Source organism: Streptomyces rishiriensis (assembly GCF_003112535.1).
In the GTDB taxonomy this organism is placed as follows: domain Bacteria; phylum Actinomycetota; class Actinomycetes; order Streptomycetales; family Streptomycetaceae; genus Streptomyces; species Streptomyces rishiriensis.
The window spans coordinates 17,459-38,822 of the sequence record NZ_BEWA01000018.1 but is presented as its reverse complement, the minus strand read 5'-3'; the positions used below and the strand labels follow the sequence as shown (position 1 = coordinate 38,822).

Here is a 21,364-nt window from a genome sequence, read left to right as displayed (position 1 = left end):
CGCTGAAACAGGGCGAGCCCGGAAAAACGTTCACTGCTCCCGCAGACCCCAAGGGGAGCCGTACTCCGTCAGCAGGTCGAGGAACGGCCGGGCCGGGAACGCCTCGGGGCCGAGCACGCCCGCGCCGGACCAGGCTCCGGTGGCGAGCAACTCCAGGGCCACCACTGGGTTCACGGCCGTCTGCCACACCACGGCCTGGCTGCCGTACTCGGCCATGGACCACTGGTTGTCGACCACGTGGTAGAGGTAGACCTCGCGTGGCGCGCCGTTCTTGACGCCCCGTACCCAGGTGCCCGCACAGGTCTTGCCCTGCATCAACTCGCCCAGCGTCGCCGGGTCGGGGAGACAGGCGGCCACCACGTCCCGCGGCGAGACCGGCACCGGGCCCCGCTCGCTCGGCACGGCCACCGGCGCGGTGCGGTCGAGCCCCAGCCGGTGCAGCGTCTTGAGGGTCTCGACGAACTCTCCGCCCAGGCCGTACTTGAAGGTGACCCTGCGCGCCTTCACCCAGCGCGGCACGAGCAGCACCTCCTCGTGCTCGACGTTCACGCACTCCACCGGCCCGATGCCTTCGGGGAAGTCGAACACCTCGGGCTCGCTGAAGGGCGCGGTGGTGAACCAGCCCCGGTCCGCCTCGTAGACCACCGGCGGGTTCAGACATTCCTCGATCGTGGTCCATATGCTGAAGGAGGGCGCGAAGTCGTGGCCCTCGACGGTGAGGTTCGCGCCGTCGCGGATGCCGATCTCCTCGATCTCGTCGAAGAGTTCGTCGGCGGCGTACCGGGCGAAGACGTCCGACAGCCCGGGTTCGACGCCCATGCCGACCAGGGCCAGAGCGCCCGCCTCGGCCCACTCGTCGGCCTCGGCGAACTGCGCGTCGCCGAGCCGCACGCCGCACTCCTCGTAGGGACGCTCCGGGTGCGGTCGCGACAGCGACATCGCCATGTCGACATAGTGAGCCCCGGCGGCGCGCGCCGCGTGGAACAGGGGCATCACGAACCGTGGGTCGGTGGCGTTGAGCAGGACGTCACAGCGGTGGCGGGCGAGCAGGGCGGTCACGGCCGCCTCGTCGGAGGCGTCCACACGCTCGGCGTGGAACCGGTCGTCGCCGTCGAGCGCGGCGACGGCTGCCGAAGCCCGCGCCGGGTCGTGATCGGCGACGACCATCGCCTCGAAGAACGGACGCCGGGCGGCGATCCGGGTGATGGCGGTGCCCACACCGCCGGCGCCCACGAGAAGGACACGCATGACGAGAACTCCCTCGGTTGAGAGTGCGAACGAAAGTGTGCGAAGCGGGGCCCCTGCTCCAGATACAACGCCGGGGTCCGCGTAAGGTCAATGGCGTTGGCATAAGGGCGACGGGCGCCGGGTGGCGCGGGCACGAGGGAGCGTGGGGCACATGGCCAAGCAGGTCGTCCCCGAGGAGAAACGGCGGCGCCGGCGCCCCACCAGGAGCGGCACCGTGCTGTCCGAGACGCTGATCGTCGACGCCGCGCTGCGTCTGCTGCGCGAGCACGGCAGCGCGGGGCTCAGCGCCCGCCGTCTCGGGCTCGCCCTCGACTGCGACCCCAGCACCCTCTACCGCTACTTCCGGGGCATGGACGAACTCACCCTCGCCATCGGCGACGCGCTGATCGGCGAGGCGCTGCGCGGCTGGCGGCCGACGGGGGAGTGGCGGGCGGATCTGCACGCCGTAGGCCTGCGCATCCACGCCGCCTACGTCGCCCATCCGCAGGCCGCACAGCTCACCGCGAGCCGGGTCACCGGCCGGGCCAACGAACTCGCCGCCGACGAGGCCGTCCTGGACATCCTGCGCAACGCCGGGTTCCCGCTGCCGGACACCGTGCGGATCTACCACGCCTTCATCGACCAGACTCTCGCGTTCGCCGCTCTGGACGCCGCTTCCCTGGCGCTGCCCCGCGCCGCACAACGCGCCGACGACGCGATCTGGCGCTCGACCTACGCGCGGCTGCCCGCCGAGACGCACCCGAGGATCGCCGAGGCGGCCCCGCTGCTGTCGACGCGCATGGTCACCAGCGCCTACCCGACGGCGCTGGAGATGCTCCTGGACAGTGCGCAGGCCCGGCTGGCGGCCCTCACGGCGACGGGCGGTCTGCCCTAACGGGCGGTCTGCCCTAACGGGCGGTCTGCCCTAACGGGCGCGGTCGAGTGACTCGGCCGCCGTCGCGGCCACCGCGTCCGCCACCGCCGCGAGGGCCGGAGAGTCGAGTTTCCACTGCTGCCAGTACAAGGGGACGTCCAGCGGCCGGTCGGGGGCGAGGGGCACCAGACGGCCCGCGCCCAGCAGCGCCTCTCCCTGGACCTCGGGCACCATGCCCCAGCCGAACCCGGCCGCGACCGAGGCGACGAAACCCTCCGAGGTCGGCACGGCGTGGCGTACCGGCCCCGCGCCCCGGACACCCCGCCGCAGGCCGCGCACGAAGGCGTCCTGGAGGTCGTCGCTGCGGTCGAAGGTCATCACGGGGGCGCGCGGCAGGGTTTCGTGGAGCGGGCCGTCGGCGAGGTGGCGGGCGACGAAGTCGGGGCTGGCCACGGCCAGGTAGCGCATCGTGCCCAGCGCGCGCACCGAGCAGCCGGTCACGGGGACGGGCGACGAGGTCACCGCGGCCATCACCAGCCCCTCCCGCAGCAGTTCGGCCGTGCGGGTCTCGTCCTCGCGGTGCAGTTCGAAGCAGAGCGGCGGTTCCTGAGCCACTGTGGCCAGGGCCGGCAGGAACCAGGTGGCCAGCGAGTCCGCGTTCACCGCCACGGTCACCCGGGTCGGTTCGCCCTCGCCGCTCATACCCAGCTCGGCCCGCGTGTCGCGCTCCAGCCGGGCCAGCTGGCGGGCGAACCGCACGACGATCTCGCCGGACTCCGTGGGGCGCACCGGCTTGGTGCGCAGCAGCAGGACCCGGCCGGTGCGCTGCTCCAGCGCCTTGACGCGCTGGCTGACGGCGGACGGCGTCACATGCAGGGCGGCCGCCGCCGCGTCGAAGGTGCCCTCGTCGACCACGGCGAGCAGCGTGCGCACCTGGTCGAGCGGGAGGTCCGTCATCATCGCCGCACCACCGTGATCATCGCCGCACCGCCGGCATTCGTGTCTTCACGGATACTGATGATACGTAAGAATCTTTAGCTGTACCTACAGTGATCGACTGCCTAGCGTGGACGGCATGTCCCACGCACTCACCGCCGCGGCCGCCGGCTTCGGCACCGGTCTCTCGCTCATCGTCGCCATCGGCGCCCAGAACGCGTTCGTCCTGCGCCAGGGAATCCGCCGGGACGCCGTCCTGGCCGTCGTGGGGATCTGCGCCCTGTCCGACGCGCTGCTCATCGCGCTCGGCGTGGGCGGGGTCGGGGCGGTGGTGGTCGCCTGGCCCGGGGCGCTGACCGTGGTCGGCTGGATCGGCGGGGCGTTCCTGCTCGGGTACGGGCTGCTCGCGGCCCGCAGGGTGTTCCGGTCCGGCACGGACGCCCTGCGCACGGACGGCGAGGCCGCGGGCTCGCGCCGCCGGGCCGTGCTCACCTGCCTCGCGCTGACCTGGCTCAACCCGCACGTCTACCTCGACACCGTCTTCCTGCTCGGCTCGATCGCCGCCGACCGCGGCCCGCTGCGCTGGACCTTCGGCCTCGGCGCCGCGCTGGCCAGTCTGTGCTGGTTCGCCGCCCTGGGCTTCGGCGGACGGCTGCTGGGCCGCTTCCTGGCCCGCCCCGCCGCCTGGCGGGTCCTGGACGGCCTGGTGGCCGTCACGATGATCACGCTCGGCGTGCTGCTGATCGCCCGGGCCTGATGTCCGCGATCCGGGACGGCAGGTCCGAATGAGCGGCGCAGGCGCAGGAGGGCTGCGATAGTGACCCACGGAATCGAAAGATGTAACGAGCAGCCAGGAAGTGCGTGGACACCAGCGAGAGCACCCCCGCCCCCGACGCCGAGGAGACCGACCCGGGTCCGCGCCCTGTCCGGCGCGGCTGGCGCCGCTGGGCCATGGACACCAGGCCCCTGCGCCGCCCGGCCTACCGGCGGCTGTGGTCCTCGACCATCGTCACGGCCGTGGGCAGCCAGCTCACCGCCGTCGCCGTGCCCAAGCAGATCTACGACATCACCGGCTCGTCCGCCTGGGTCGGCTACGCCAGCCTCGCCGGACTGGTGCCGATGGTGCTGTTCGCGCTCTGGGGCGGCGCGGTCGCCGACACCGTCGACCGCCGCAAGCTGCTGCTGGTCACCAACAGCGGCATCGCCGTCACCTCGGTGCTGTTCTGGATCCAGGCGGTCTCGGGGCTCGACTCGGTCGCCGTGCTGATGGTGCTGCTCGCCGCCCAGCAGGCGTTCTTCGGCCTCAACTCGCCCGCCCGCAACGCCTCCATCGCCCGGCTGGTCCCGGCGGAGGAACTGGCCGCCGCCAACGCCCTCGGCTCCACCGTCATGCAGACGGGGCTGGTCGCGGGACCGCTGCTCGCGGGCGCCCTGATACCCGTGATCGGGCTGCCCGAGCTGTATCTCCTCGACGCCGTCGCACTGTGCGTGACGCTCTGGGCGGTGTTCCGGCTCCCCGCGCTGCCCCCGTCGGCGAGCGCGACCGTGCGGCGCGCCGGGCTGCGCGAGATCGCTGAGGGTTTCCGCTACATCTCCCTGCACAAGGTCCTGCTGCTGTCCTTCCTCGCCGACGTCATCGCCATGGTCTTCGGCATGCCCCGCGCCCTGTTCCCGCAGCTCGCCGCCCAGACGTACGCCTCGTACGGCGAAGGGCTCGCCCTCGGTCTGCTGTTCGCGGCGATCCCGATCGGGGCGGTGCTGGGCGGGCTGTTCTCCGGCACGTTCTCCCGGGCGCGCAGGCACGGCTGGATGGTCATCGGCGCGGTCGTCGTGTGGGGGGCGTCGATCGCCGGCTTCGGGCTGAGCCGCAGTCTGTGGGTCGCGGTGGCGTTCCTCGCCTGCGCCGGCGTCGCCGACATGGTCTCCATGGTCTTCCGGGGGGCGATCCTGCTGTCCGCCGCCACCGACGAGATGCGCGGCCGTATGCAGGGCGTCTTCACGGTCGTCGTCGCGGGCGGCCCCCGGCTGGCCGACGTCCTGCACGGCACCGCGGGCGCGGCCTTCGGGCCCCGCGCGGCCGTCGCCGGCGGGGGCCTGCTGGTCGTCGTGCTCATGCTGGGCCTGGCGGTCGCGGTGCCCGCGTTGCGCCGGTACCGCATCTGAGCGGGCCCTCGAACCGGTGACCGGGCGAGGGCGAGGGCGAGGGCGCGGGCTCAGAGCATCGGGCCGGGGCCCAAGAGGGCGTCGGCCGTGCTGAAGGGGGACGGACTGCCGGGCCGGGCGGCTGTCGGCTACAGCACCCCATGCCGGTGGGAGCCGTACTGCTCCATCAGCCTGCCCCGGGTCATCTCCAGCCGGTGCGCGAGGATCTCCGCCACGATCCGCACCAGCGACATCCCGAGCGCCGGTTCCTCCTCGCAGAGTTTGAGCACGGGCTGCGCCTCGAACTCGTAGGCGCGCACGGGGCTGAAGGCCTCGGCGCCGAAGTCCCAGCGGTACGGCGGGAACAGCCACGACCAGCCCAGCAGGTCGCCGGCGCCGAGACTGGCGACGGTGACCCGCCGCTGGGGCGTGACCTGCTGGACGAGCGAGACGGCGCCGGACCGGACGACCCAGAAGCGGTCGGCCAGGCCGCCCGCCTCGAAGATCCGGGCATCCTCGGCGAAGGAGACCTCCCTGGAGAGCTCCATCAGGCGTCCGCGCTGGGGCGGGGGAAGGGCGGTCAGCAGTCTGGTCGCTCTGGTCATGGCGCGGGGCTCCTCGCCGACGATCCGGTGGGGGTGTTCTCCCCTTCCCATTTCAGCCGCTGCCGCCGCCCCGGGCACCTCGGCGGACGGTACTTTCCCGGTTTCCGCCCGTCCCGGTCTCCGGACGGGCACGTCCCGTGCCCCGGGCGCTTCGTGCGCGGGCGGGGTCAGGACATGGAGAGGCCCTGGCTGGACGGGGGAAGCCAGCCAGGGCGGTAAAGGGTGGCGGACGGAGGAGAAGGAGCGTCGACCCCGTCCACCACGTATGGATGAACCGTAAACCATTCACGGAGGTTTCACACACGGGAAACCCGGTCCAGTGACCTGTTTCACTCCGCGTCCGGCGCATCCCGGCCATCTCCGCGGCGATCACCCGCAGTTCGGCCCCGCCGGCGCCACGGCCGACGAGGCGATTCGCAACTGCGGTGCCGTGCACACGAGTTCCGGTTCAGGTGTCGTCGGCGGAGCGTCCGGGCGTCAGGATCTCGTCCAGCACTCTGACCACGGCCTCGTAGGCGAGACCCCGTATGTGGGCGTCGCGCGCCCCGTCCGGATCGGTCTGGGAGAGATCGGCGTTGCGGGCCCGGCAGGCCAGCAGTTCCTCCCGCGCGCAGGTGCGGGAGCGCCGGATGCGCCGCAGCAGTTCGTCGGAGTCCACCACATCGGTCATGCAGGTCGCCTACCCGCACAGGGCCGGACGATGGCTCCCCGGTGCTCCCCGGTGCTGACCACTGTTCCCCGGAACGCCCGGGACGAATGTTCCAGGTCCGGGAGGTTTGGCCGTCACGGGGAAGGTCAGCTGAACAGGAGACAACAGGAGAGACCGCACCGTCCGGCCGGACGGCCGGGTGCGGAGGGGCGTCGAGGCCGCCGCCCGGATCGGCGGCCGGCCGGGGAGCCGCTCGAGCACGGCTCGCCCGCTCGGTCCGCTGGTCGACTCGGTCCGCGGCCCATTCGATCTCGATCCGTCGCCCCACCCACAGCCCGATCCACAGCCCAGCCGTCATAGTCAGGGGAGCGAAAGGATGCGTACGAACGACTCGACCGACCGTGTGAGGGCGCCCGAGGACCCCTCGTCCCGGTGCGAGGGTCGCCGGCAGTGCCGGCCGGCCGACGTCCGCAGCGCCGTGAGAAAGGCCGTGAACGGCCGGTGCGGAGCCGTCGGGCGCCGATGCGACGAGGAGGCGCTCTCGGACGCGCTGCTCGTCGCCACCGAGCTCACCAGCAACGCCATCCTCCACGGCGGCGGCGTCACCGGCTTCGACGTCGACATCGAGGGGCGGTCGGTGCGCGTGTCCGTGAGCGACCGCAGCGACCGTCTTCCCGTCGCCGTCGGCCCCTTCGACGAACAGGGGCGACGGCGGGTCGGCGGGCGCGGCTGGCCGATCGTCTGCCGGCTCGCCCGTGACGTCGAGGTCCGCGATCTGCCGGCCGGCGGCAAGCGCGTCACCGCCGTGGTCCCCGTGTTCTGATCCGTGATCCGGCCGCCTTGCGGTCCGCTTCGCGGTCGCGTCCCGACCCGCGCCGCGGCAGCCCGGCCGGGGTCGGTGGGCCCGGCGGCGGGGGCTTCGTGAACACCTTTCGCCCATGCGGAGTTTGTACGTCCAGGGGCAGGGCAGACGGAGGTTCGTGCTTCGGACCGGAGGCGCGCCGACGGGAGCGGTGGGACCGCTTCTGGGCGCTGCTCGTGCCCCGGGTGTCAGGAGCCCTCCCGTCGTCAGTCACCTGAAACAACCGTTCAGGAGCGTTTACGCATGCTCATCGACATGTCGACAAGCCGTCCCGCCGCATCGGCCGCCACCGCCGCGCCGCGACGTACCCACGACGACGCGCCCGACACCGCGAGCCGGTTCGCCCGGCTGGTCGCCCTGGAGGAGGGGCCCGAGCGGGACGCCGTGCGCGACGAGATCGTCACCGCCTGGCTGCCCATGGCCCACCGGATCGCCGGCCGCTTCCGGGACCGCGGGGAGGCGATAGAGGACCTGCGCCAGGTGGCGGCCCTCGGACTCGTGAAGGCCGTGGACCGATTCGACCCTGAGCGCGGGGCTTTCGAAAGCTACGCCGTGCCCACCATCACCGGCGAGATCAAGCGGCACTTCCGCGACCGCATGTGGGCCCTGCGGGTGCCCCGCCGGGTGCAGGAACTGCGCAACAAGGTGCGCGTCGCCCGCCGTGAACTCGCCCAGAGCCCCGGGGCGCCCGAACCGTCGGTCGCCGACCTGGCCGCCCACACCGGCCTGACCGAGGACGAGGTGACCGCCGGCCTGGAGGCCCTGGAGAGCTTCAGCACCCTGTCGCTGGACGCCGAGGTCCCCTCCGGCGACGACGGCTACAGCCTCGCCGACACCCTCGGGGCGGCCGACTCCTCCTTCGACGTCGTGATCGACCGCGAATCCGCCAAGGAAGGCCTGCGACGCCTTCCGGAACGTGAGCGCGCCATCCTCTACATGCGCTTCTTCGAGGACATGACGCAGAGCAGGATCGCCGACCAGCTCGGCATCTCCCAGATGCACGTCTCCCGGCTCATCAGCCGCAGCTGCGAGCGAGTGCGCCAGGAAGCTCTGCGCTGACAGCAGGACACCCGCACAGGCCGTACCCCCACTTTCGACGTCAGGAGTAGCCCGCCGATGCTCATGCCCCATCCCGCCGTCCTGCGCACGCTCGTCGACGAGTACGAGGCGCTGTCCGTGACCGCTACCGCCGAGGCCCGCGCGCAGGAGCGCGACCTCGCCTACACGTTGTGCGTGTCCACCGGTACGAGGGACGTGAACGAGGCCCTGCGGACGGCCCGCCGCTGGCTGGAGGCGGCCTCCGCCGCCGACACCGCGGCCCGCCCGCAGGCGACCGCGCCGAGTCCGAAGACGACTGCGGCCCGTCCGCAGACGACGGTGGTCCGCCCGCAGACGACCGCTGCCCGTCCGCAGACCGGCAAGGCCCGTCCGCAGACCGACGACGGCCCCCGCGTCTACGCCTGAATGGCGCGGGGGCCGCACGCACCAGGGCGGTGCGCGGTGACCTGACCGTTGGTCCGCGAGACCGCCGAGGCGGCGTCCGACCAGCCCGTCCCGCACCGCCCCGCACCGCGCTGTCTTCCCGCCCCCGCACTGCGGCCGGCCACCCCGACCAGGGGCGGCCGGCCGCAGGTGTGTGTACGCCCGTACGTGTGTGCGCCCGGAGCCGGGGCAGTCGGACTCTGCGAAATTCGGGGAGACTTCAGGGAGGGGACGCAATGAACGCGAGCGCCATGGCGCGCAACGGCCGTGCCGGAGCACAACGGGCGGCACGCGGCTCGGTGACGAAGGGGGGCGCCAAGGCCGGGTTCGCCGCGCGCGGCGTGATCTATCTGCTGGTCGGGCTGCTGGCCCTGCAGATCGCCTTCGGCGACACCAAGGAGGAGGCCGACCGCCGGGGCGCCCTGGCCGAGATCTCCCAGAAGCCCTTCGGCTCGGTGGTGCTGTGGGCGCTGGGCGTCGGTCTGGTCGGCATGGCGCTGTGGCGGCTGTCCGAGGCGGTCTTCGGCGGGGTCGGCGCCGACGGGCACAGCGCCAAGAAGCGGCTGGTCGCGTTCGCCCGGTGCGTCTTCTACTCCTTCGTCGCGTACTCCGTGCTCGCCTTCGCCGCGGGGTCGGGCAGCGGTGGCGGCTCGAGCGACGAACAGTCCCGCGACGTCACCGCACGGGTGCTCGACCTCCCCGGCGGACAGTGGATCGTGGGCGTCGCCGGCGTCGGGATCGTCGTCGCGGGCCTGTGGATCGGCGCCCGCGCCGTCATGCGCTCCTACCGCAAGAAGCTGCGGCTGGGGGAGATGTCCCCGCGCGTGCGACGCCTGGTGGACGTCACCGGGGTGGGCGGCGGCGCGACCCGCGGCCTGGTCTTCGCCGCGGCGGGCGTGTTCGCCGTGCGGGCCGCCGTCGAGTACGAGCCGGACAAGGCCAAGGGACTGGACGACACGCTGCGCTCATTCGCCGGCACCCCCGCCGGTCCCGGCCTGCTGGCCTGCGTCGCGGCCGGGCTCATGCTCTTCGGACTGTTCTCCTTCGCCATGGCCCGCTGGCGCAAGGTCTGACGTCGGTCTCACGGGGAACACGGACGAGATGAACGATGCAGAGTTCCCGCGCGACGGACGGCCCGTGGACATGTACCTCGACCTGCTTCGCGTCCGCATGGACAGCGAGGACTATCAGCTCCTGCTGAAGGTCGTGGCGCCTGCGCTGCGCGCCCTGGACGAACAACCCCCCGAAAGCCTCGACTTCGCCCTCGATCCCGAGGAGACCGAGGACCTGCCCCAGGAGATCCGCGACGAGGCGGCCCTGGTCATCGCCACCGCGGTCACCGGCCGGCTGGACAACCAGCTGGTGGAGATCCAGGTCGACGGAACCGGCCCGGTCCGGGTGGTCACCGACGCGGCCACCGCGTCCGACCCCGGTCGCCTCGCCGAGATCGCCGGCTGCATCCAGCAGCGCCAGCAGGACACCGAGGCGCTGCGGGGCATAGCGGCCGCGAGCGGCATGTCCACGGACTTCTGAGCGCACGCCCGAGCCCGGCGGCCGGGGCCCGCCTCACTGCGGCGGCGCCACCGGCGCGTCGAGCGGACGGGCGAGGCCGACCACCGCCTCGTCCAGACGCTGGAGATGCCGCAGCACCCGGTCGGTCACCCGGCCGTAGCGGGGTGTCCCCGGCACGCCCGGCTCCAACAGCGCCGCGATGCTGGGCCCGGCCAGGACCTCGGCGGTGCTCGGCTCCTGCGCGACCCGCGCGGAGATCGCCCCGATGTTGTGCCGGATGCGCTGCCCCGCCCGCCGTAGCCGGGGGTCCGCCGCTATCGACGGGTGCGTCGGCAGCAGCTCGGCCGTGGCCGCCAGCGACCGGGCGTGATAGGCGCAGGTCTCCAGGAGCGCCACGACGTAGCGAGCGGTGTCCCGCCGCGTGCGCAGCGGCGTCACCGGGTGCGTCAGCGGCTGGATCGCCGCCCGCAGGTCGGCCAGCGCCTGGTCGAGATCGCGGGCCCGGTCCAGCAGATCGGCCGGGGGAGCGCCGCTCAGCTGCTCCACGGCCGCCTCGGTGACCTCGTCCAGCCGCTCCAGCACGGCCGTCAGCAGCTCGTTGGTCCGCCGGTCCGTGTGCACGGGCAGCACCAGCGCCGCCGCGACGATCCCGCAGGCCGCGCCGAGCGCCGTCTCCTCCACCCGCAGCGCCAGCACCGACAGGCTGTAGGTGTGCAGCAGCGTGTACAGCACGCCCAGGGCGGCCGTCACGAAGAACGACATCAGGGTGTACGACAGCGGCGCCGTGTAGAACATCGCGAACACGCACAGCAGCACCACCGCGAACGCGGTCCACGTGTGGTGCCCGACCACCCCCGCCAGCAGGATGCCGGCGATCACGCCCAGCACGGTGCCCAGCAGCCGCCGGTAGCCCTTGACCAGGATCTCCCCGGTGGAGGCGGTGTTGATGAACACGATCCAGCAGGTCAGCACAGCCCAGTACCAGCGCTGCGAGGAGAGCAGCTCGCCGCCGACGATGGCCAGCGCCGAGCCGACCGCCACCTGCACGGCGGCCCGCGTGGTGGGCCGCCGCAGCCCCGTGGCCTGCTCGGCCGTCCCCTCGTCCTCCTCGGCTCCGCCGATCGCGGCGTCCTCGGCGTCCAGCTCCTCGCGCGAGCGCGCCGTCTCCGCACTGTCGGCGGACTCGTCCTGCGGGCCGTCCAGCGCGATCCGCAGCCCCAGCACCGCCCGCGCCGCCTCGCCGAGGCCCCGGAAGACGTCCTGCACCGCGGGCGGCGCCTCGGGCAGGTTCTCCTCGTCCCGGTAGCCGAGCAGCCGGTTGCGCACCTGCGACAACGCGGTCCCCGACCCCGCGGCCGCCGGGTGCCGCACGAGCAGCCGCAGGGCCAGCAGATCGCGGCGCAGGATCTCCAGGGCCTCGTCGCGCACCGGCAGCCGGCCGCGTTCGGGCAGAAGCGCGCCCGGCAGGTGCATGGTCAGCGTGTCGGCGCGCTCGGCGCTGCGGGCCGTCAGCAGCAGCAGGCCGAGGCGCTCGGCGGCGATCTCCGCGTCGGCGATCCGCCGTTGCACCAGCCGGGCCACCGCCTCGTCCGGGGTGCCCTCGTCCAGCCGGCCCTGGATCATCATGGCCGTCTCGTGCAGCCGGGCGGTGCCCTCGCGTACCTGGGCGACGGCCTTGACCACGTCGTCCGGCGCCGCGTCCAGCAGGTCGAGCTGGGCGTCGAGCAACTGCGCCAGACGTGCGCGGAAGGCCTGGCGCAGGCGCAGCAGAATCCCCGTCGGCGTCTGCGGCACGAGTGCGAACCGGGCCGCCGCGCTGCTCGCGAAGGCCACGGCGATCACCCCGTAGTACCCGGGCAGCGACGACGTCCCGACGCCGACGAACAGGGACATGAAGTAGATCTGGAAGCCGATCAGCCCCAGCGCCGTGCCCCGGTCGCCGAACCGGCGGCCGTAGACCGCGCAGAAGATCAGCGCGAGGCAGAAGAGGTCGCCGACGACCGTCCGGGAGCTGAGCAGTGCCGCGACCGACAGCGACGCCAGCGCGACCGGCAGGCCCAGCGCCAGGGTGACGGCCTGCCGGTCCCGCTGCTTCTCCCGGACGGCGAAGGTGGCGACCATCGCGGCGATCGCGCCGGCCACCAGGTGCGAGACGTCGGCGCCGAGCAGCGAGAGCACGGCCAGCGTCACGGCGATCGCGCCCACCGTCCGCAGTCCGGCCGCCAGCCGCAGCAGCCCGGGGTCGGACGCCGCGACCCGATCCAGCAATCGTGTGCCGAACGCCCGTGCCGCCGCCCTCACGCCGCCGTACTCTCCCTTGCCCGTACTGTTCCTCGCCGTGTGGGTCTCAGGCGGAATCCGGCCCGGTCCCCTCCACCTGCGCCCGCACCTGCTCCGGCGTCAGATAGCTGTCGGTGTACTCGAAGTCCTTCAGCTTCGCCGCGCGGCGGGCCTGGAACCCGGTACGGACGAAATCGTCGCCCGCGATCGCGTTGAGCGTCCAGTTGGTCAGCACCCGGGCCTTGGCGACGCCCGTGCGCAGGGCCGACCAGTGGTAGCCGCGGGCCACGGCCTGCGCGGGCAGCCCCCGCAGTTCCACGCCGAGCGGCTTGGACACCGCGTCCTTGCCGCCGAGGTCGACGACCAGGCCGAGGTCCTTGTGCACGTAGGGCCGCATCGACTGCCCGCGCAGCGTCGCGATGACGTTGTCGGCGACGGCCTTGCCCTGCCGCATGGCGTGCTGCGCCGTGGGCGGGCAGACGGCGCCTTCCTCGCCCTTCGCCTTGTCGGGCACGGCGGCGGCGTCCCCGAGCGCGAACACCCCGTCGTTGCCGGGCAGGTTCATCTCGGCTTCCACGGCGAGCCGCCCGCGGACCGTCTCGGCCCCGAGTGTGGCCATCAGGGGGCTCGCCACGACGCCCGCCGTCCAGATGAGCGTCCGCGTCGGGACGACCCGCCCGTCGGTGAAGGTGACCTCCTGCGGGCCCGCCTTGGCGATGGACACGCCCAGCGAGATGTCGATCCCGCGCTTGCGCAGCACCTCCTGGGCGCTGCGGCCCAGCTTGTCGCCGAGCTCCGGCATCAGCTTCGGGGCGATGTCGATCAGATGCCACTTGATCAGGCCGGGATCCAGCCGCGGATAGCGCTTGACCGCGTTGTGGGTGAGCAGTTGCAGACACGCGGCGGTCTCGGTGCCGGCGTAGCCGCCGCCGACGACCACGAACTGCAGCCGTCCGGCCCGCTCGACGGGGTCGTTGCTGGCGTCGGCGAGGTCGAGCTGGCTGATGACGTGGTCGCGGATGTACGCGGCCTCCGCCAGCGTCTTCATCCCGAAGGCGTGGTCGGTCAGCCCCGGGATGTCGAAGGTGCGGGTGACGCTGCCGGGAGCCAGCACGATGTAGTCGTAGGGCTCGTTGACGATCTCGTCGGTGATGGTCCGGATGACGCAGACCTTCGACTTGAGGTCCACGCCGATGGCGCCGCCGGGAATGATGCGCGTGCGGTACTTCTTGCTGCGGCGCAGCGATACGGCGATCGACTGGGGCGTCAGCACGCCGGAGGCGACCTGCGGCAGCAGCGGCAGATAGAGCTGGTAGGCGAACGGCGTCACCAGTGTGACGTCGGCCTCCGCGGCGGAGAGCGCGCGTTCCAGACGCCGCACGCACCCCACTCCGGCGAAGCCCGCGCCCACCACCAGGATCCTGGGTCGTGTCACGATGTCCATCCCTTTCTGCGGCTCCAGGCGGTCTGCCCGACCTGATGCGCGTGCCCCGCCCCCGGGCGCTTCGCACCTCATCGATCCCACCGCGCCCGAACCGGTTGCGCCAGTCGGACGAGGCAAGCAGACGAACGTTTCTCCTGAGGCTGCCTCCGTACCCGCGGATGGGCCTGTGTACGCCCCCTGCCTTCGGGTAGCCCGACGTACATGACATTCGCGGTGGTCTCAGAGCGATGACGGCGGGCTGTGCGGAGGGCGCCGGCGACGACCGGTGGGACGCTCGGCGGGACGGCGGGCGGGCACAGGCCCGGCAGGTCGCGGACGCGGTCGAGAGCCTGGTGGCCTGCTGGCTGACGGCCGCGGAGGAGACGGCGCCGCTGCTGCCCGCCCGGCAACTGCTCGCCCTGCGGACGGTCCGGCGCAGACCGGAGCTCAACCTGACCGCCCTGGCCGAGTGCCTCGACGTCGGCCTGCCCACCGCGAGCCGGCTGTGCGACCGGCTGGAGGCCGCGGGCCTGCTGGAGCGCGCCGTCCACCCGCGCAACCGGCGCGAGGTCCGGCTCGTGCTGACCGCGTACGGAAGGCGGGTCCTCACCGACGTGGGCGAGCGCCGCGTCGGGCGGCTCGCGGCGGTGTTCGAGGACATGTCGCCCGCCCAGCGCGCCGCACTGGAACAGGGCCTGTACGCCTTCCACCGGGCGCACGCCAGGAGCTGCGGGACCGGACGCGGGCACGGGGCCGCCGGGCCGGACGGCTGAGCGCCCTTCAGGACCCGGCCGCCAGGCGCCCGTCGACACGCCCGCCGAGACGGCTGCCCCCGAGCCGGCCGCCCAGGCGGCCCCCCAGGCCGTCCGGGGGGACGTCGAGCCGGCCGTCCAGGTGGCACAGCAGCAGACAGACGTCGTCGTCGCGCTCCGAGTCGCTCAGCATCGGCTCCAGGATGCGCTCCGCGGAGCCGTCCAGGTCCGCGTCCAGCTCGTCGGCGCGGAACGCCCCCAGCGCCGCCGACAGCCGCTCGATCCCGGGATCTATGCCCTGGGCGCGCCGCTCCACCAGTCCGTCGGTGTACAGCGCCAGCGTGGATCCCGGCTCCAGCGGCACGGTGTGGTCGGAGATCTCCTGGTGCAGCGGGATGCCCAGCATCGCCCCCGGTTTGGCGTCCAGCGTGCACACCCGCCCGTCGGGCCCGCGCAGCACCGGCGGCGGATGCCCTGCGGCCGCCCATGTCAGCACCGGCTCGCCGGGCTGGAAGCGTGCGATCACGGCCGTGGCGTACAGATCGGGCTGAAGGTGGTGCAGGAAGGTGTGCAGCCGCGTCAACAGCTCGCCGGGGGTGCCGCCGTCGACGGCGTAGGCGCGCAGCGCGGTGCGCAGCTGGCTCATCATCACCGCCGCGTGCAGCCCGTGCCCGGTCACGTCGCCGATCACGGTGATCAGACTGCCGTCGGGCTGCCGGAACGCGTCGTACCAGTCGCCGCCGATGTTCAGCCCGTAGGTCGCCGGCAGATAGCGCGCCGCCAGGCGCAGACCGGGCAGGGCCGGCAGCTCGGTGAGCAGGGCGCGCTGGAGGGTCTCGGCGATGTCCTGGTTGTGCTCGAAACGGCGGGCGTTCTCCAGCGCGCCGCCCGCCCGACGGGTGAGTTCAAGGAGCATCACGGCGTCGTCCGGGTCCCAGCGTTCCCCGGGCGGGGTCAGCGTCAGCACGCCGAGGGGCGCGCTGCGCGACGGCAGCGGCACGCACAGCAGGGGCCGGTCGGGCAGCAGCGCCGACGGCGGCTGGTCGTCGACCCCGGGCAGGCCGCCGGGCTCCGCCGCCGCGTACTGGGCCCGGCCCGTGCGGGCCGCGAGCACGGCGGCGGCCGGACGCGGGACGGAGGGGCCGCGGTCCTCCTCGCCGTCGAAGAGCCACACGTCGACCGTGCGGGCGTACTCGGGGACCAGCAGGTCCGGCAGCCGGCGCACGATCTCCTCGTGGTCCAGGGAGGCCGTCAGCGCCGCGCTCGCGTCGGCCAGGAAGGTCAGTCTGCGGCGGGCGGCCTCCGCCTCCCGGCGCGCCGCGCGCTCCGCCGCGAAGGCCTCGCGCTGCGCCCGCCCGGCGGCGTCGAGCTCCGCGTGCAACGCCAGGACGCCCTGGTTGGTCTGGTGCAGCTCCTCCCGGTGGAAGGCGACGAGTTCCTCCTGCTCGACCAGCCGGTCCAGCACGGCGGCGGCGTCCTCGTCGGCGCCGAGCAGGGCCTCGGAGACCACCGCGGCGTCGTCCGCGACGGAGTCGCTCACCGGCCCGGCGGCGGGTTCCGGGCAAGGCGCGGTGATCAGCCACGGCGGTTCGCCGTCGGCGGGGGAGGAGGTCAGCTCGACCCGCAGGGTCTTGTCGTCCGGTGTCAGAGCGAGCCGCCAGACACCGCCCTCGGCCAGACACCGGCGCAGCCGCGTGCCGAGCGCGGCGGCCAGCCGGGTGCGCTCCAGCGGCGGCACGCCGCAGTCGGCGGCCACCCGTGCGGTCGCGATCCGCGCCCGTGCGGCGTCGGTGACGGTGCTGATCTCCCAGGTGCGCGTCATGAGCGGTCCGGCGGGGTCGGGGACAGGACGGCCACGGCGGTGTCGTCACGCACCGGACGGGCGGAACTCCCGGCGTCGCGCACCGTCACGGCGGCGGTGAGCGCGGGGTCGGCGGACAGCAGACGGGGATCGGCGGGCGGCGCCCAGCGGCTGGGCAGCCCGTCGCTGTGCAGGACCAGGAGACGGTCCGGGCCCCAGGCGACCGCCGTCTCGGGCAGGGTCCTGGGCCGGTGCGTGCCGACGATGCCGGGCCGGGACAGCAGGTGCCGCCAGGAGTCGCCCTCGCGCAGCCGCGCGCCCACGTTGCCGACGCCGCAGAAGCGCAGCCGCCCGGCCCGCGGGTCGAGCTGGGCCACCGCGACCGCCGCTCCCCGCGTGCCGCGCAGCGCCTCGTCCAGCCGGCGCAGCAGCTCGGCCGGCGGCAGGTGACCCGAGCACCGCACCTCCTCCACCGCCGCGGTCGAGGCGAGGGCCGCCTCGGGGCCGTGCCCCAGCCCGTCGGCCAGCATCAGCGTCAGCAGATCACCGGCCCGTACACAGGTCCAGGCGTCGCCGGACTGCTCGGCGCCCCGGAAGGGGACGTTGACGCCGCCGACCCGCACACCGAGGGGCGTGTCCACGGCGTCCGCGACGTCCGCGCCCGCCGCGCCGGAGCCGGTCCGGCCCCCGGCCGCGTCGCGGCCGCCGCGGGAAGCCCCCGCACCCCCTATCCGGGCGAGGGCGACCGTCCCGCGTCCCGGGACGCTGTGCAGGTCGAAGTCGTCGGCCAGCCGTCGGCAGGTGCCCAGGCCCGCGCCGAGCGAGCCGGCCGTGGAGAACCCGTCGCCGAGGGCCGCCGGGACGTCGGACATGCCCGGCCCGTGGTCCACGGCGGCGATCTGGACCATGAGGCCCCCCGCCCGTCCGCCGGGTGCGGAGACCGCCTCCACCAGGAGCTGCCCGCCGTGCGCGTGCTTGAGCAGGTTCGTCGCCAGTTCCGTCGCCACCAGCGCGGCGGCGTCGGTGCGCGCCCGGTCCAGACCGGCCAGCGCCGACGCGCTCTCCGCGGCCACCCGTGCGTCGCGCAGCCGCGTCGAGTCGTGCACGGGAACGTCCCACACGCGCGTCATCGCAGCTCCTCACGCGGCCGGGGCGGGCGCGTGGCCCAGGAGGTCACCGTGACCGTGGTCCCGGAGCCGGGCGTGCTGTCGATGGCGAACTCGTGCACCAGCCGACGCGCTCCGCCCAGGCCGAGGCCCAGTCCGTCGCCCGAGGTGTAGCCGTCGCTCAGGGCCTTTTCCAGGTCGGGGATGCCCGGCCCGCGGTCGGTGAAGGTCAGCCGCAGTCCGTGCGCCGCCCTCCCGTCCGACACGCGCTCGGTCGTCACCTCGCCGCCCCCGCCGTACACCAGGGTGTTGCGGGCCAGCTCGCTGGCGGCCGTGACCAGCTTGGTCTGCTCGACCAGGCCGAAGCCGACCGCGGCGGCCGCCTGGCGCACGTGCTGGCGCACCCACACCAGGTCCAGGTCCGAGCGGATCGGCAGGCGGGCGTCGACGCCCGCGGCCGTCCCGCTCACCGCGGCTCCCGGTGCGGGCGGTCCGCAGGCTCCGCGAGCAGTTCCAGGGCCGCCTCCGTGCTGAGCGCGGTCCGCAGTCCCGGAAGCGTCAGCCCCAGCTCCACCAGGGTGATCGCCACGGCGGGCCGCATGCCCGCCACCACGGTCCGGGCGGCGAGCAGACGTGAGCCGGCCGCGATCTCGGCCAGCACGCGCCCGAGGTAGGAGTCGATGATCTCGACCCCGGAGATGTCGATGACCACTCCGGTCACCCGGCTGCGGACGATCGACTCCGCGATGTCCCGCTGCAGTTGCTCCGCGGTGCCGTCGTGCAGGTCGCCCTGCAGGGTGATCAGCAGGACGTCGCCGAGCCGGAGCACCGGCACGGGGGCGGCGGCCGCGCGGGGGAGTTCGTGGTTCACCGGGTACCAGCACCGCCGGGCGTCACGGAGACGATGTCGGCGCCCAGCCGGTGCAGGGCGTAGGCCAGCGCGTCGGCGAGGCTGGAGCGGGTGACCACGGGCAGGTCCAGGCCGAGGTGGACGATCGTCTGCGCGATGGCGGGCCGGATGCCCGAGACGACGCACTCCGCGCCCATCAGCCGCACGGCGGCCACGGTCTTCATCAGGTGCTGCGCCACCAGCGAGTCGACCGTCGGCACCCCGGTGATGTCCAGGATCGCGAACCGCGCCTGCTGGTCGACGACCGACTCCAGCAGGGTCTCCATCACGACCTGGCTGCGGGCGCTGTCGAGCGTGCCGATCAGCGGGACGCCGACGATGCCGTCCCAGAGCCGGATGACCGGGGTGGCGACCTCCAGCAGTTGCACCTGCTGCCGGTCGATGAGGGCCTGGCCCTCGGTGAGCGACGTCTCCATCACCACCAGCCGCAGCGTCCCCATCAGCGCGGTGAGGGTCGTCGCGCACTCCCTGACGTGCTCGGACGACGCCTGCGGAAGGTCGGCCACGAGCAGGTCCACCGCGGGTCGGCGCAGGGCGTCGACCTCGCGGGAGATCTGCGCGGCGGTCAGGCCGGCGCGGCCCCGGGAGGCCGCCATGCGCGTCAGCTGCTCGCGCACCGGCGTGAAGCCGGGGCTGTCGGTGTCCTCCACCCGGCCGGATCCGGCCACCTGGGCGAGTGCGTCGGCGACCGCCCGGCCCGCTTCCACCGCCTCGTCGCGCGAGACGGTGAACACCGCGCGGAACAGGGGTTCGTCGGCCCATCGCTGGGCGAGCTGCTCACGGCGGCGGCCCAGGAACGCGCCGACCTCCTGTGTGGGCACCGGGTTCTCCGTGTTCCGTGCCGTCGTGTGGTGTTCCGGCAACTGCTTCACTCCTCGTCCGCGTGGTCTCGCTGTGGTCCCGTCGATGGCGAGGGGACCGTGCTGTGCCCGTCTTCGGGCGACAGATCGGCATCGGGGCGGCCGGACGGCGACACGGGTCGTCCTCCGAACCAGTCGAGACACACGACCAGCGCGTCGTCGTCCGGCTCGGGTCTGCCCCGGTGACCGGTGAGGTCGCGCAGCACCGCGCCGGGGACGTCGGCCGCCGGCAGCAGGGCCGCCGACGCCACCGCCCGGGCGAGCGCGTGCTCGCCGTAGGTCTCGCCGCTGGGCGAGGCGACCGCGTGCACCCCGTCGCTGACGAAGATCAGCCGGTCGCCGGGGAGCAGGCCGAACTCCTGCGCCGTGTAGTCGGTCTCCTCGAACATGCCCAGCGGCAGCTGTGCGTCGAGCGCCACCCGGGTCAGGGTCCGGTCGCGCACCAGCAGCAGCTGCGGCGAACCGGCGTCGACGACCCGCATGCGTCCCGTGGACAGCTCGATCTCCACCAGGAGCACCGACAGATGCGCCTCGCCCCGGTAGTGGGCGTGGATCGCCTGGTCGGCGAGGGCCGCCTGGTCCGCGATCGGGATCCCGGCCCGGCGCGCGTTGCGCAGCGCGTTGATCCCGAGCCCGGTCAGCAACGACGCCTCGATGCCCTCGCCCATGCCGTTGGTGACGTAGACCATCAACCGGTCGGCGGAGGCGGCCCAGTCGAAGTTGTCGCCGAAGACGGCGTAGGCGGGCTCCAGTTGGGCGCCCAGCGCGTACTCGTCGCCGGCGCAGGACCGGGCCGGGAGCAGCTCCCACTGCATCTCGGCCGCCAGCGTCAGCCGGTCCGTGCGGCGCGCCTGCCGGTAGACGTCGGTGTCGCGTTCGGCGACGACGACCTCGTGCCCCAGGAGCTGCGCCAGCTCGGCGAGTTCGGCCAGCCGCCGGTCGTCGGACTCCGCGCCGGGCAGCGTGACCGACAGGACGCCCAGCCGGTCGCCGCGCACGGTCACGGGCAGATGCGCGAGGACGAACCCGTCGTCGAGGTCCTCCAGGTACGGTTCCTGGGCCCCGAAGGCGCGGCCGGGGGCGCTGCCGTGCAGCGGGACCGTCCGCCGGTCCCGCACGCCGGGCCCGTCGGACGCCACGCTCAGCAGCGCGGTCATCCCGTAGTCGGCCAGCAGGAGGTCGACCGCTTCGGCCGCGTAGTGGGCGCGCAGCACGGTGTGCAGAGCGCCGGGCAGCCGGTGCGGTGACGCCGTGCGCAGAGCGCGCGCGGCGGCGACGAGTCTGTTCACGCGGTCGGTCCCGTCGTCTCCCGCGGGCGGGGGTGGGCTGACAGCCGTCGAGAAGCCTGCGAGAGTGTCACCGTGATGTCGCCCTCCTCGCGCTCCTCGCGTCCGCAGCCCCAGCAGGTGGCGCGTGTGACCTCACAGGCGTCGGAGCTGCTGGAAGTGCTCTGGGGCCGCGCCTCCACGGCGCCGGTCTCCGCCTCCCAGCTGCGGGTGCTGTTCATCCTGGAGCACCACGAGGGCATCAACCTGCGCACGCTCGCCGACTCCCTCGGGTCCACTCCGCCGTCCACCAGCCGGCTGTGCGACCGGCTCCAGGCCGTCGGCTTCGTCGAGCGGCGCACCTCCGCCGGGAGCCGCCGGGAGCTGGAGCTGTTCCTGAGCCGCCGCGGGAGCGCCTTCCTCGCCGACCTCAGGTCGCGCCGGGAAGCGGCGCTGGAAGGCGTGCTGGAGCAGATGCCGGCCGCGCAGCGCACCGCGCTGCTGAGCGGCCTGGAGGCGTTCTGCGCGGCCGCGGCCGCGCAGATCCACGAGTCCGGCGCCGCTGACGCCCGGACCGCCTGACGCTGTTCCCGGGTGATCGGGTTCGCCCACCGGCGCATCCGTGATCCCTCCCGCCCGCATCTGTCCCGCTCACTCTGTTGCTTCCCGCGCACAGTT

At 73.7% G+C, this 21,364-nt stretch carries 22 protein-coding genes; 10 read left to right on the top strand and 12 right to left on the bottom strand.

From position 1 onward, the window contains the following. Positions 1–30: 30 nt before the first annotated feature. Positions 31–1,248, bottom strand: a complete 1,218-nt coding sequence (locus Sri02f_RS29640) for a saccharopine dehydrogenase family protein (RefSeq protein ID WP_109004405.1) — start codon at positions 1,246–1,248, stop codon at positions 31–33. Positions 1,249–1,399: 151 nt separating this feature from the next. On the opposite strand from Sri02f_RS29640, the gene Sri02f_RS29635 reads away from it, so the two are divergent. Then, a complete protein-coding gene (locus Sri02f_RS29635; RefSeq protein ID WP_109004404.1) occupies positions 1,400–2,122 on the top strand; it encodes a TetR/AcrR family transcriptional regulator in 723 nt (240 codons plus the stop codon). A gap of 30 nt (positions 2,123–2,152) precedes the next feature. On the opposite strand, the gene Sri02f_RS29630 is transcribed toward Sri02f_RS29635, so the two are convergent. Continuing rightward, positions 2,153–3,061, bottom strand: coding sequence for a LysR family transcriptional regulator ArgP (locus tag Sri02f_RS29630; RefSeq protein ID WP_109004403.1), 909 nt, complete (start codon positions 3,059–3,061; stop codon positions 2,153–2,155). A gap of 115 nt (positions 3,062–3,176) precedes the next feature. Between Sri02f_RS29630 and Sri02f_RS29625 the strand changes: the two genes are divergently transcribed. Continuing rightward, positions 3,177–3,794 carry a LysE/ArgO family amino acid transporter gene (locus Sri02f_RS29625; protein WP_109004504.1) on the top strand — a complete coding sequence of 206 codons (618 nt, stop codon included), beginning with the start codon at positions 3,177–3,179 and terminating at the stop codon, positions 3,792–3,794. A 104-nt stretch (positions 3,795–3,898) separates the two neighbouring features. Further along, positions 3,899–5,200: an MFS transporter gene (locus tag Sri02f_RS29620; RefSeq protein WP_109004402.1), complete on the top strand. Its 1,302-nt coding sequence runs from the start codon at positions 3,899–3,901 to the stop codon at positions 5,198–5,200. A 128-nt stretch (positions 5,201–5,328) separates the two neighbouring features. Here Sri02f_RS29620 and Sri02f_RS29615 read toward each other — a convergent pair whose 3' ends face one another. Both Sri02f_RS29615 and Sri02f_RS29610 read right to left on the bottom strand, forming a co-directional pair. Beyond that, complete coding sequence (locus Sri02f_RS29615) at positions 5,329–5,784, bottom strand: cyclic nucleotide-binding domain-containing protein (protein WP_109004401.1); 456 nt, start codon at positions 5,782–5,784, stop codon at positions 5,329–5,331. A gap of 448 nt (positions 5,785–6,232) precedes the next feature. Next, positions 6,233–6,454 (bottom strand): hypothetical protein, encoded by a 222-nt coding sequence (locus Sri02f_RS29610; protein ID WP_109004400.1) that lies wholly within the window; start codon positions 6,452–6,454, stop codon positions 6,233–6,235. 355 nt (positions 6,455–6,809) lie between these two features. On the opposite strand from Sri02f_RS29610, the gene Sri02f_RS29605 reads away from it, so the two are divergent. From Sri02f_RS29605 to Sri02f_RS29585, 5 genes are all read left to right on the top strand, one after another. Beyond that, positions 6,810–7,256 (top strand): ATP-binding protein, encoded by a 447-nt coding sequence (locus Sri02f_RS29605; protein ID WP_109004399.1) that lies wholly within the window; start codon positions 6,810–6,812, stop codon positions 7,254–7,256. Positions 7,257–7,538: 282 nt separating this feature from the next. Continuing rightward, entirely contained in the window at positions 7,539–8,354 is an 816-nt protein-coding gene (locus Sri02f_RS29600) for a SigB/SigF/SigG family RNA polymerase sigma factor (protein ID WP_109004398.1), read from the top strand. A 57-nt stretch (positions 8,355–8,411) separates the two neighbouring features. Further along, on the top strand, positions 8,412–8,759 hold the full coding sequence (locus Sri02f_RS41400; protein WP_159106799.1) for a DUF5133 domain-containing protein: 348 nt from the start codon (positions 8,412–8,414) through the stop codon (positions 8,757–8,759). Between the two features lie 254 nt (positions 8,760–9,013). Beyond that, on the top strand, positions 9,014–9,850 hold the full coding sequence (locus tag Sri02f_RS29590) for a DUF1206 domain-containing protein (protein ID WP_109004397.1): 837 nt from the start codon (positions 9,014–9,016) through the stop codon (positions 9,848–9,850). A gap of 28 nt (positions 9,851–9,878) precedes the next feature. Beyond that, positions 9,879–10,310 carry a hypothetical protein gene (locus Sri02f_RS29585; protein ID WP_069772077.1) on the top strand — a complete coding sequence of 144 codons (432 nt, stop codon included), beginning with the start codon at positions 9,879–9,881 and terminating at the stop codon, positions 10,308–10,310. A 33-nt stretch (positions 10,311–10,343) separates the two neighbouring features. Here Sri02f_RS29585 and Sri02f_RS29580 read toward each other — a convergent pair whose 3' ends face one another. Together Sri02f_RS29580 and Sri02f_RS29575 are read right to left on the bottom strand one after the other, a co-directional pair. Continuing rightward, positions 10,344–12,590, bottom strand: a complete 2,247-nt coding sequence (locus Sri02f_RS29580; protein ID WP_167467644.1) for an FUSC family protein — start codon at positions 12,588–12,590, stop codon at positions 10,344–10,346. Positions 12,591–12,636: 46 nt separating this feature from the next. Continuing rightward, positions 12,637–14,013 carry an NAD(P)/FAD-dependent oxidoreductase gene (locus Sri02f_RS29575; protein WP_167467643.1) on the bottom strand — a complete coding sequence of 459 codons (1,377 nt, stop codon included), beginning with the start codon at positions 14,011–14,013 and terminating at the stop codon, positions 12,637–12,639. Between the two features lie 227 nt (positions 14,014–14,240). Between Sri02f_RS29575 and Sri02f_RS29570 the strand changes: the two genes are divergently transcribed. Further along, positions 14,241–14,765 (top strand): MarR family winged helix-turn-helix transcriptional regulator, encoded by a 525-nt coding sequence (locus Sri02f_RS29570; RefSeq protein WP_109004394.1) that lies wholly within the window; start codon positions 14,241–14,243, stop codon positions 14,763–14,765. A gap of 7 nt (positions 14,766–14,772) precedes the next feature. Here the strand turns inward: Sri02f_RS29570 and Sri02f_RS29565 are convergent, their stop codons facing one another. Genes Sri02f_RS29565 through Sri02f_RS29540 form a run of 6 tightly spaced genes read right to left on the bottom strand, consistent with a single transcriptional unit; the run spans position 14,773 to position 20,710 of the window. Then, positions 14,773–16,566 carry a PP2C family protein-serine/threonine phosphatase gene (locus Sri02f_RS29565; protein ID WP_109004393.1) on the bottom strand — a complete coding sequence of 598 codons (1,794 nt, stop codon included), beginning with the start codon at positions 16,564–16,566 and terminating at the stop codon, positions 14,773–14,775. Beyond that, a complete protein-coding gene (locus Sri02f_RS29560; protein ID WP_109004392.1) occupies positions 16,563–17,675 on the bottom strand; it encodes an ATP-binding SpoIIE family protein phosphatase in 1,113 nt (370 codons plus the stop codon). Before Sri02f_RS29560 ends, Sri02f_RS29565 begins: the two co-directional genes overlap by 4 nt. Further along, complete coding sequence (locus Sri02f_RS29555) at positions 17,672–18,121, bottom strand: anti-sigma regulatory factor (RefSeq protein ID WP_109004391.1); 450 nt, start codon at positions 18,119–18,121, stop codon at positions 17,672–17,674. Before Sri02f_RS29555 ends, Sri02f_RS29560 begins: the two co-directional genes overlap by 4 nt. Beyond that, positions 18,118–18,522, bottom strand: coding sequence for an STAS domain-containing protein (locus Sri02f_RS29550; RefSeq protein WP_109004390.1), 405 nt, complete (start codon positions 18,520–18,522; stop codon positions 18,118–18,120). Before Sri02f_RS29550 ends, Sri02f_RS29555 begins: the two co-directional genes overlap by 4 nt. Then, complete coding sequence (locus Sri02f_RS29545) at positions 18,519–19,424, bottom strand: STAS domain-containing protein (protein ID WP_174855732.1); 906 nt, start codon at positions 19,422–19,424, stop codon at positions 18,519–18,521. The genes Sri02f_RS29550 and Sri02f_RS29545 overlap by 4 nt, the downstream gene beginning before the upstream one ends. A gap of 5 nt (positions 19,425–19,429) precedes the next feature. Beyond that, positions 19,430–20,710 (bottom strand): PP2C family protein-serine/threonine phosphatase, encoded by a 1,281-nt coding sequence (locus tag Sri02f_RS29540; RefSeq protein WP_109004389.1) that lies wholly within the window; start codon positions 20,708–20,710, stop codon positions 19,430–19,432. A 75-nt stretch (positions 20,711–20,785) separates the two neighbouring features. Between Sri02f_RS29540 and Sri02f_RS29535 the strand changes: the two genes are divergently transcribed. Then, a complete protein-coding gene (locus tag Sri02f_RS29535; protein WP_109004388.1) occupies positions 20,786–21,268 on the top strand; it encodes a MarR family transcriptional regulator in 483 nt (160 codons plus the stop codon). Positions 21,269–21,364 lie beyond the last annotated feature (96 nt).

What these genes read in the sequence shown, in the direction of transcription:
- Sri02f_RS29560 (WP_109004392.1), bottom strand. Translation starts at nt 17,675, where the DNA reads ATGACGCGCGTGTGGGACGTTCCCGTGCACGACTCGACGCGGCTGCGC.
- Sri02f_RS29565 (WP_109004393.1), bottom strand. Translation starts at nt 16,566, where the DNA reads ATGACGCGCACCTGGGAGATCAGCACCGTCACCGACGCCGCACGGGCG.
- Sri02f_RS29535 (WP_109004388.1), top strand. Translation starts at nt 20,786, where the DNA reads ATGTCGCCCTCCTCGCGCTCCTCGCGTCCGCAGCCCCAGCAGGTGGCG.
- Sri02f_RS29610 (WP_109004400.1), bottom strand. Translation starts at nt 6,454, where the DNA reads ATGACCGATGTGGTGGACTCCGACGAACTGCTGCGGCGCATCCGGCGC.
- Sri02f_RS29625 (WP_109004504.1), top strand. Translation starts at nt 3,177, where the DNA reads ATGTCCCACGCACTCACCGCCGCGGCCGCCGGCTTCGGCACCGGTCTC.
- Sri02f_RS29615 (WP_109004401.1), bottom strand. Translation starts at nt 5,784, where the DNA reads ATGACCAGAGCGACCAGACTGCTGACCGCCCTTCCCCCGCCCCAGCGC.
- Sri02f_RS29600 (WP_109004398.1), top strand. Translation starts at nt 7,539, where the DNA reads ATGCTCATCGACATGTCGACAAGCCGTCCCGCCGCATCGGCCGCCACC.
- Sri02f_RS29590 (WP_109004397.1), top strand. Translation starts at nt 9,014, where the DNA reads ATGAACGCGAGCGCCATGGCGCGCAACGGCCGTGCCGGAGCACAACGG.
- Sri02f_RS29605 (WP_109004399.1), top strand. Translation starts at nt 6,810, where the DNA reads ATGCGTACGAACGACTCGACCGACCGTGTGAGGGCGCCCGAGGACCCC.
- Sri02f_RS29630 (WP_109004403.1), bottom strand. Translation starts at nt 3,061, where the DNA reads ATGATGACGGACCTCCCGCTCGACCAGGTGCGCACGCTGCTCGCCGTG.
- Sri02f_RS29640 (WP_109004405.1), bottom strand. Translation starts at nt 1,248, where the DNA reads ATGCGTGTCCTTCTCGTGGGCGCCGGCGGTGTGGGCACCGCCATCACC.
- Sri02f_RS41400 (WP_159106799.1), top strand. Translation starts at nt 8,412, where the DNA reads ATGCTCATGCCCCATCCCGCCGTCCTGCGCACGCTCGTCGACGAGTAC.
- Sri02f_RS29635 (WP_109004404.1), top strand. Translation starts at nt 1,400, where the DNA reads ATGGCCAAGCAGGTCGTCCCCGAGGAGAAACGGCGGCGCCGGCGCCCC.
- Sri02f_RS29575 (WP_167467643.1), bottom strand. Translation starts at nt 14,013, where the DNA reads ATGGACATCGTGACACGACCCAGGATCCTGGTGGTGGGCGCGGGCTTC.
- Sri02f_RS29585 (WP_069772077.1), top strand. Translation starts at nt 9,879, where the DNA reads ATGAACGATGCAGAGTTCCCGCGCGACGGACGGCCCGTGGACATGTAC.
- Sri02f_RS29570 (WP_109004394.1), top strand. Translation starts at nt 14,241, where the DNA reads ATGACGGCGGGCTGTGCGGAGGGCGCCGGCGACGACCGGTGGGACGCT.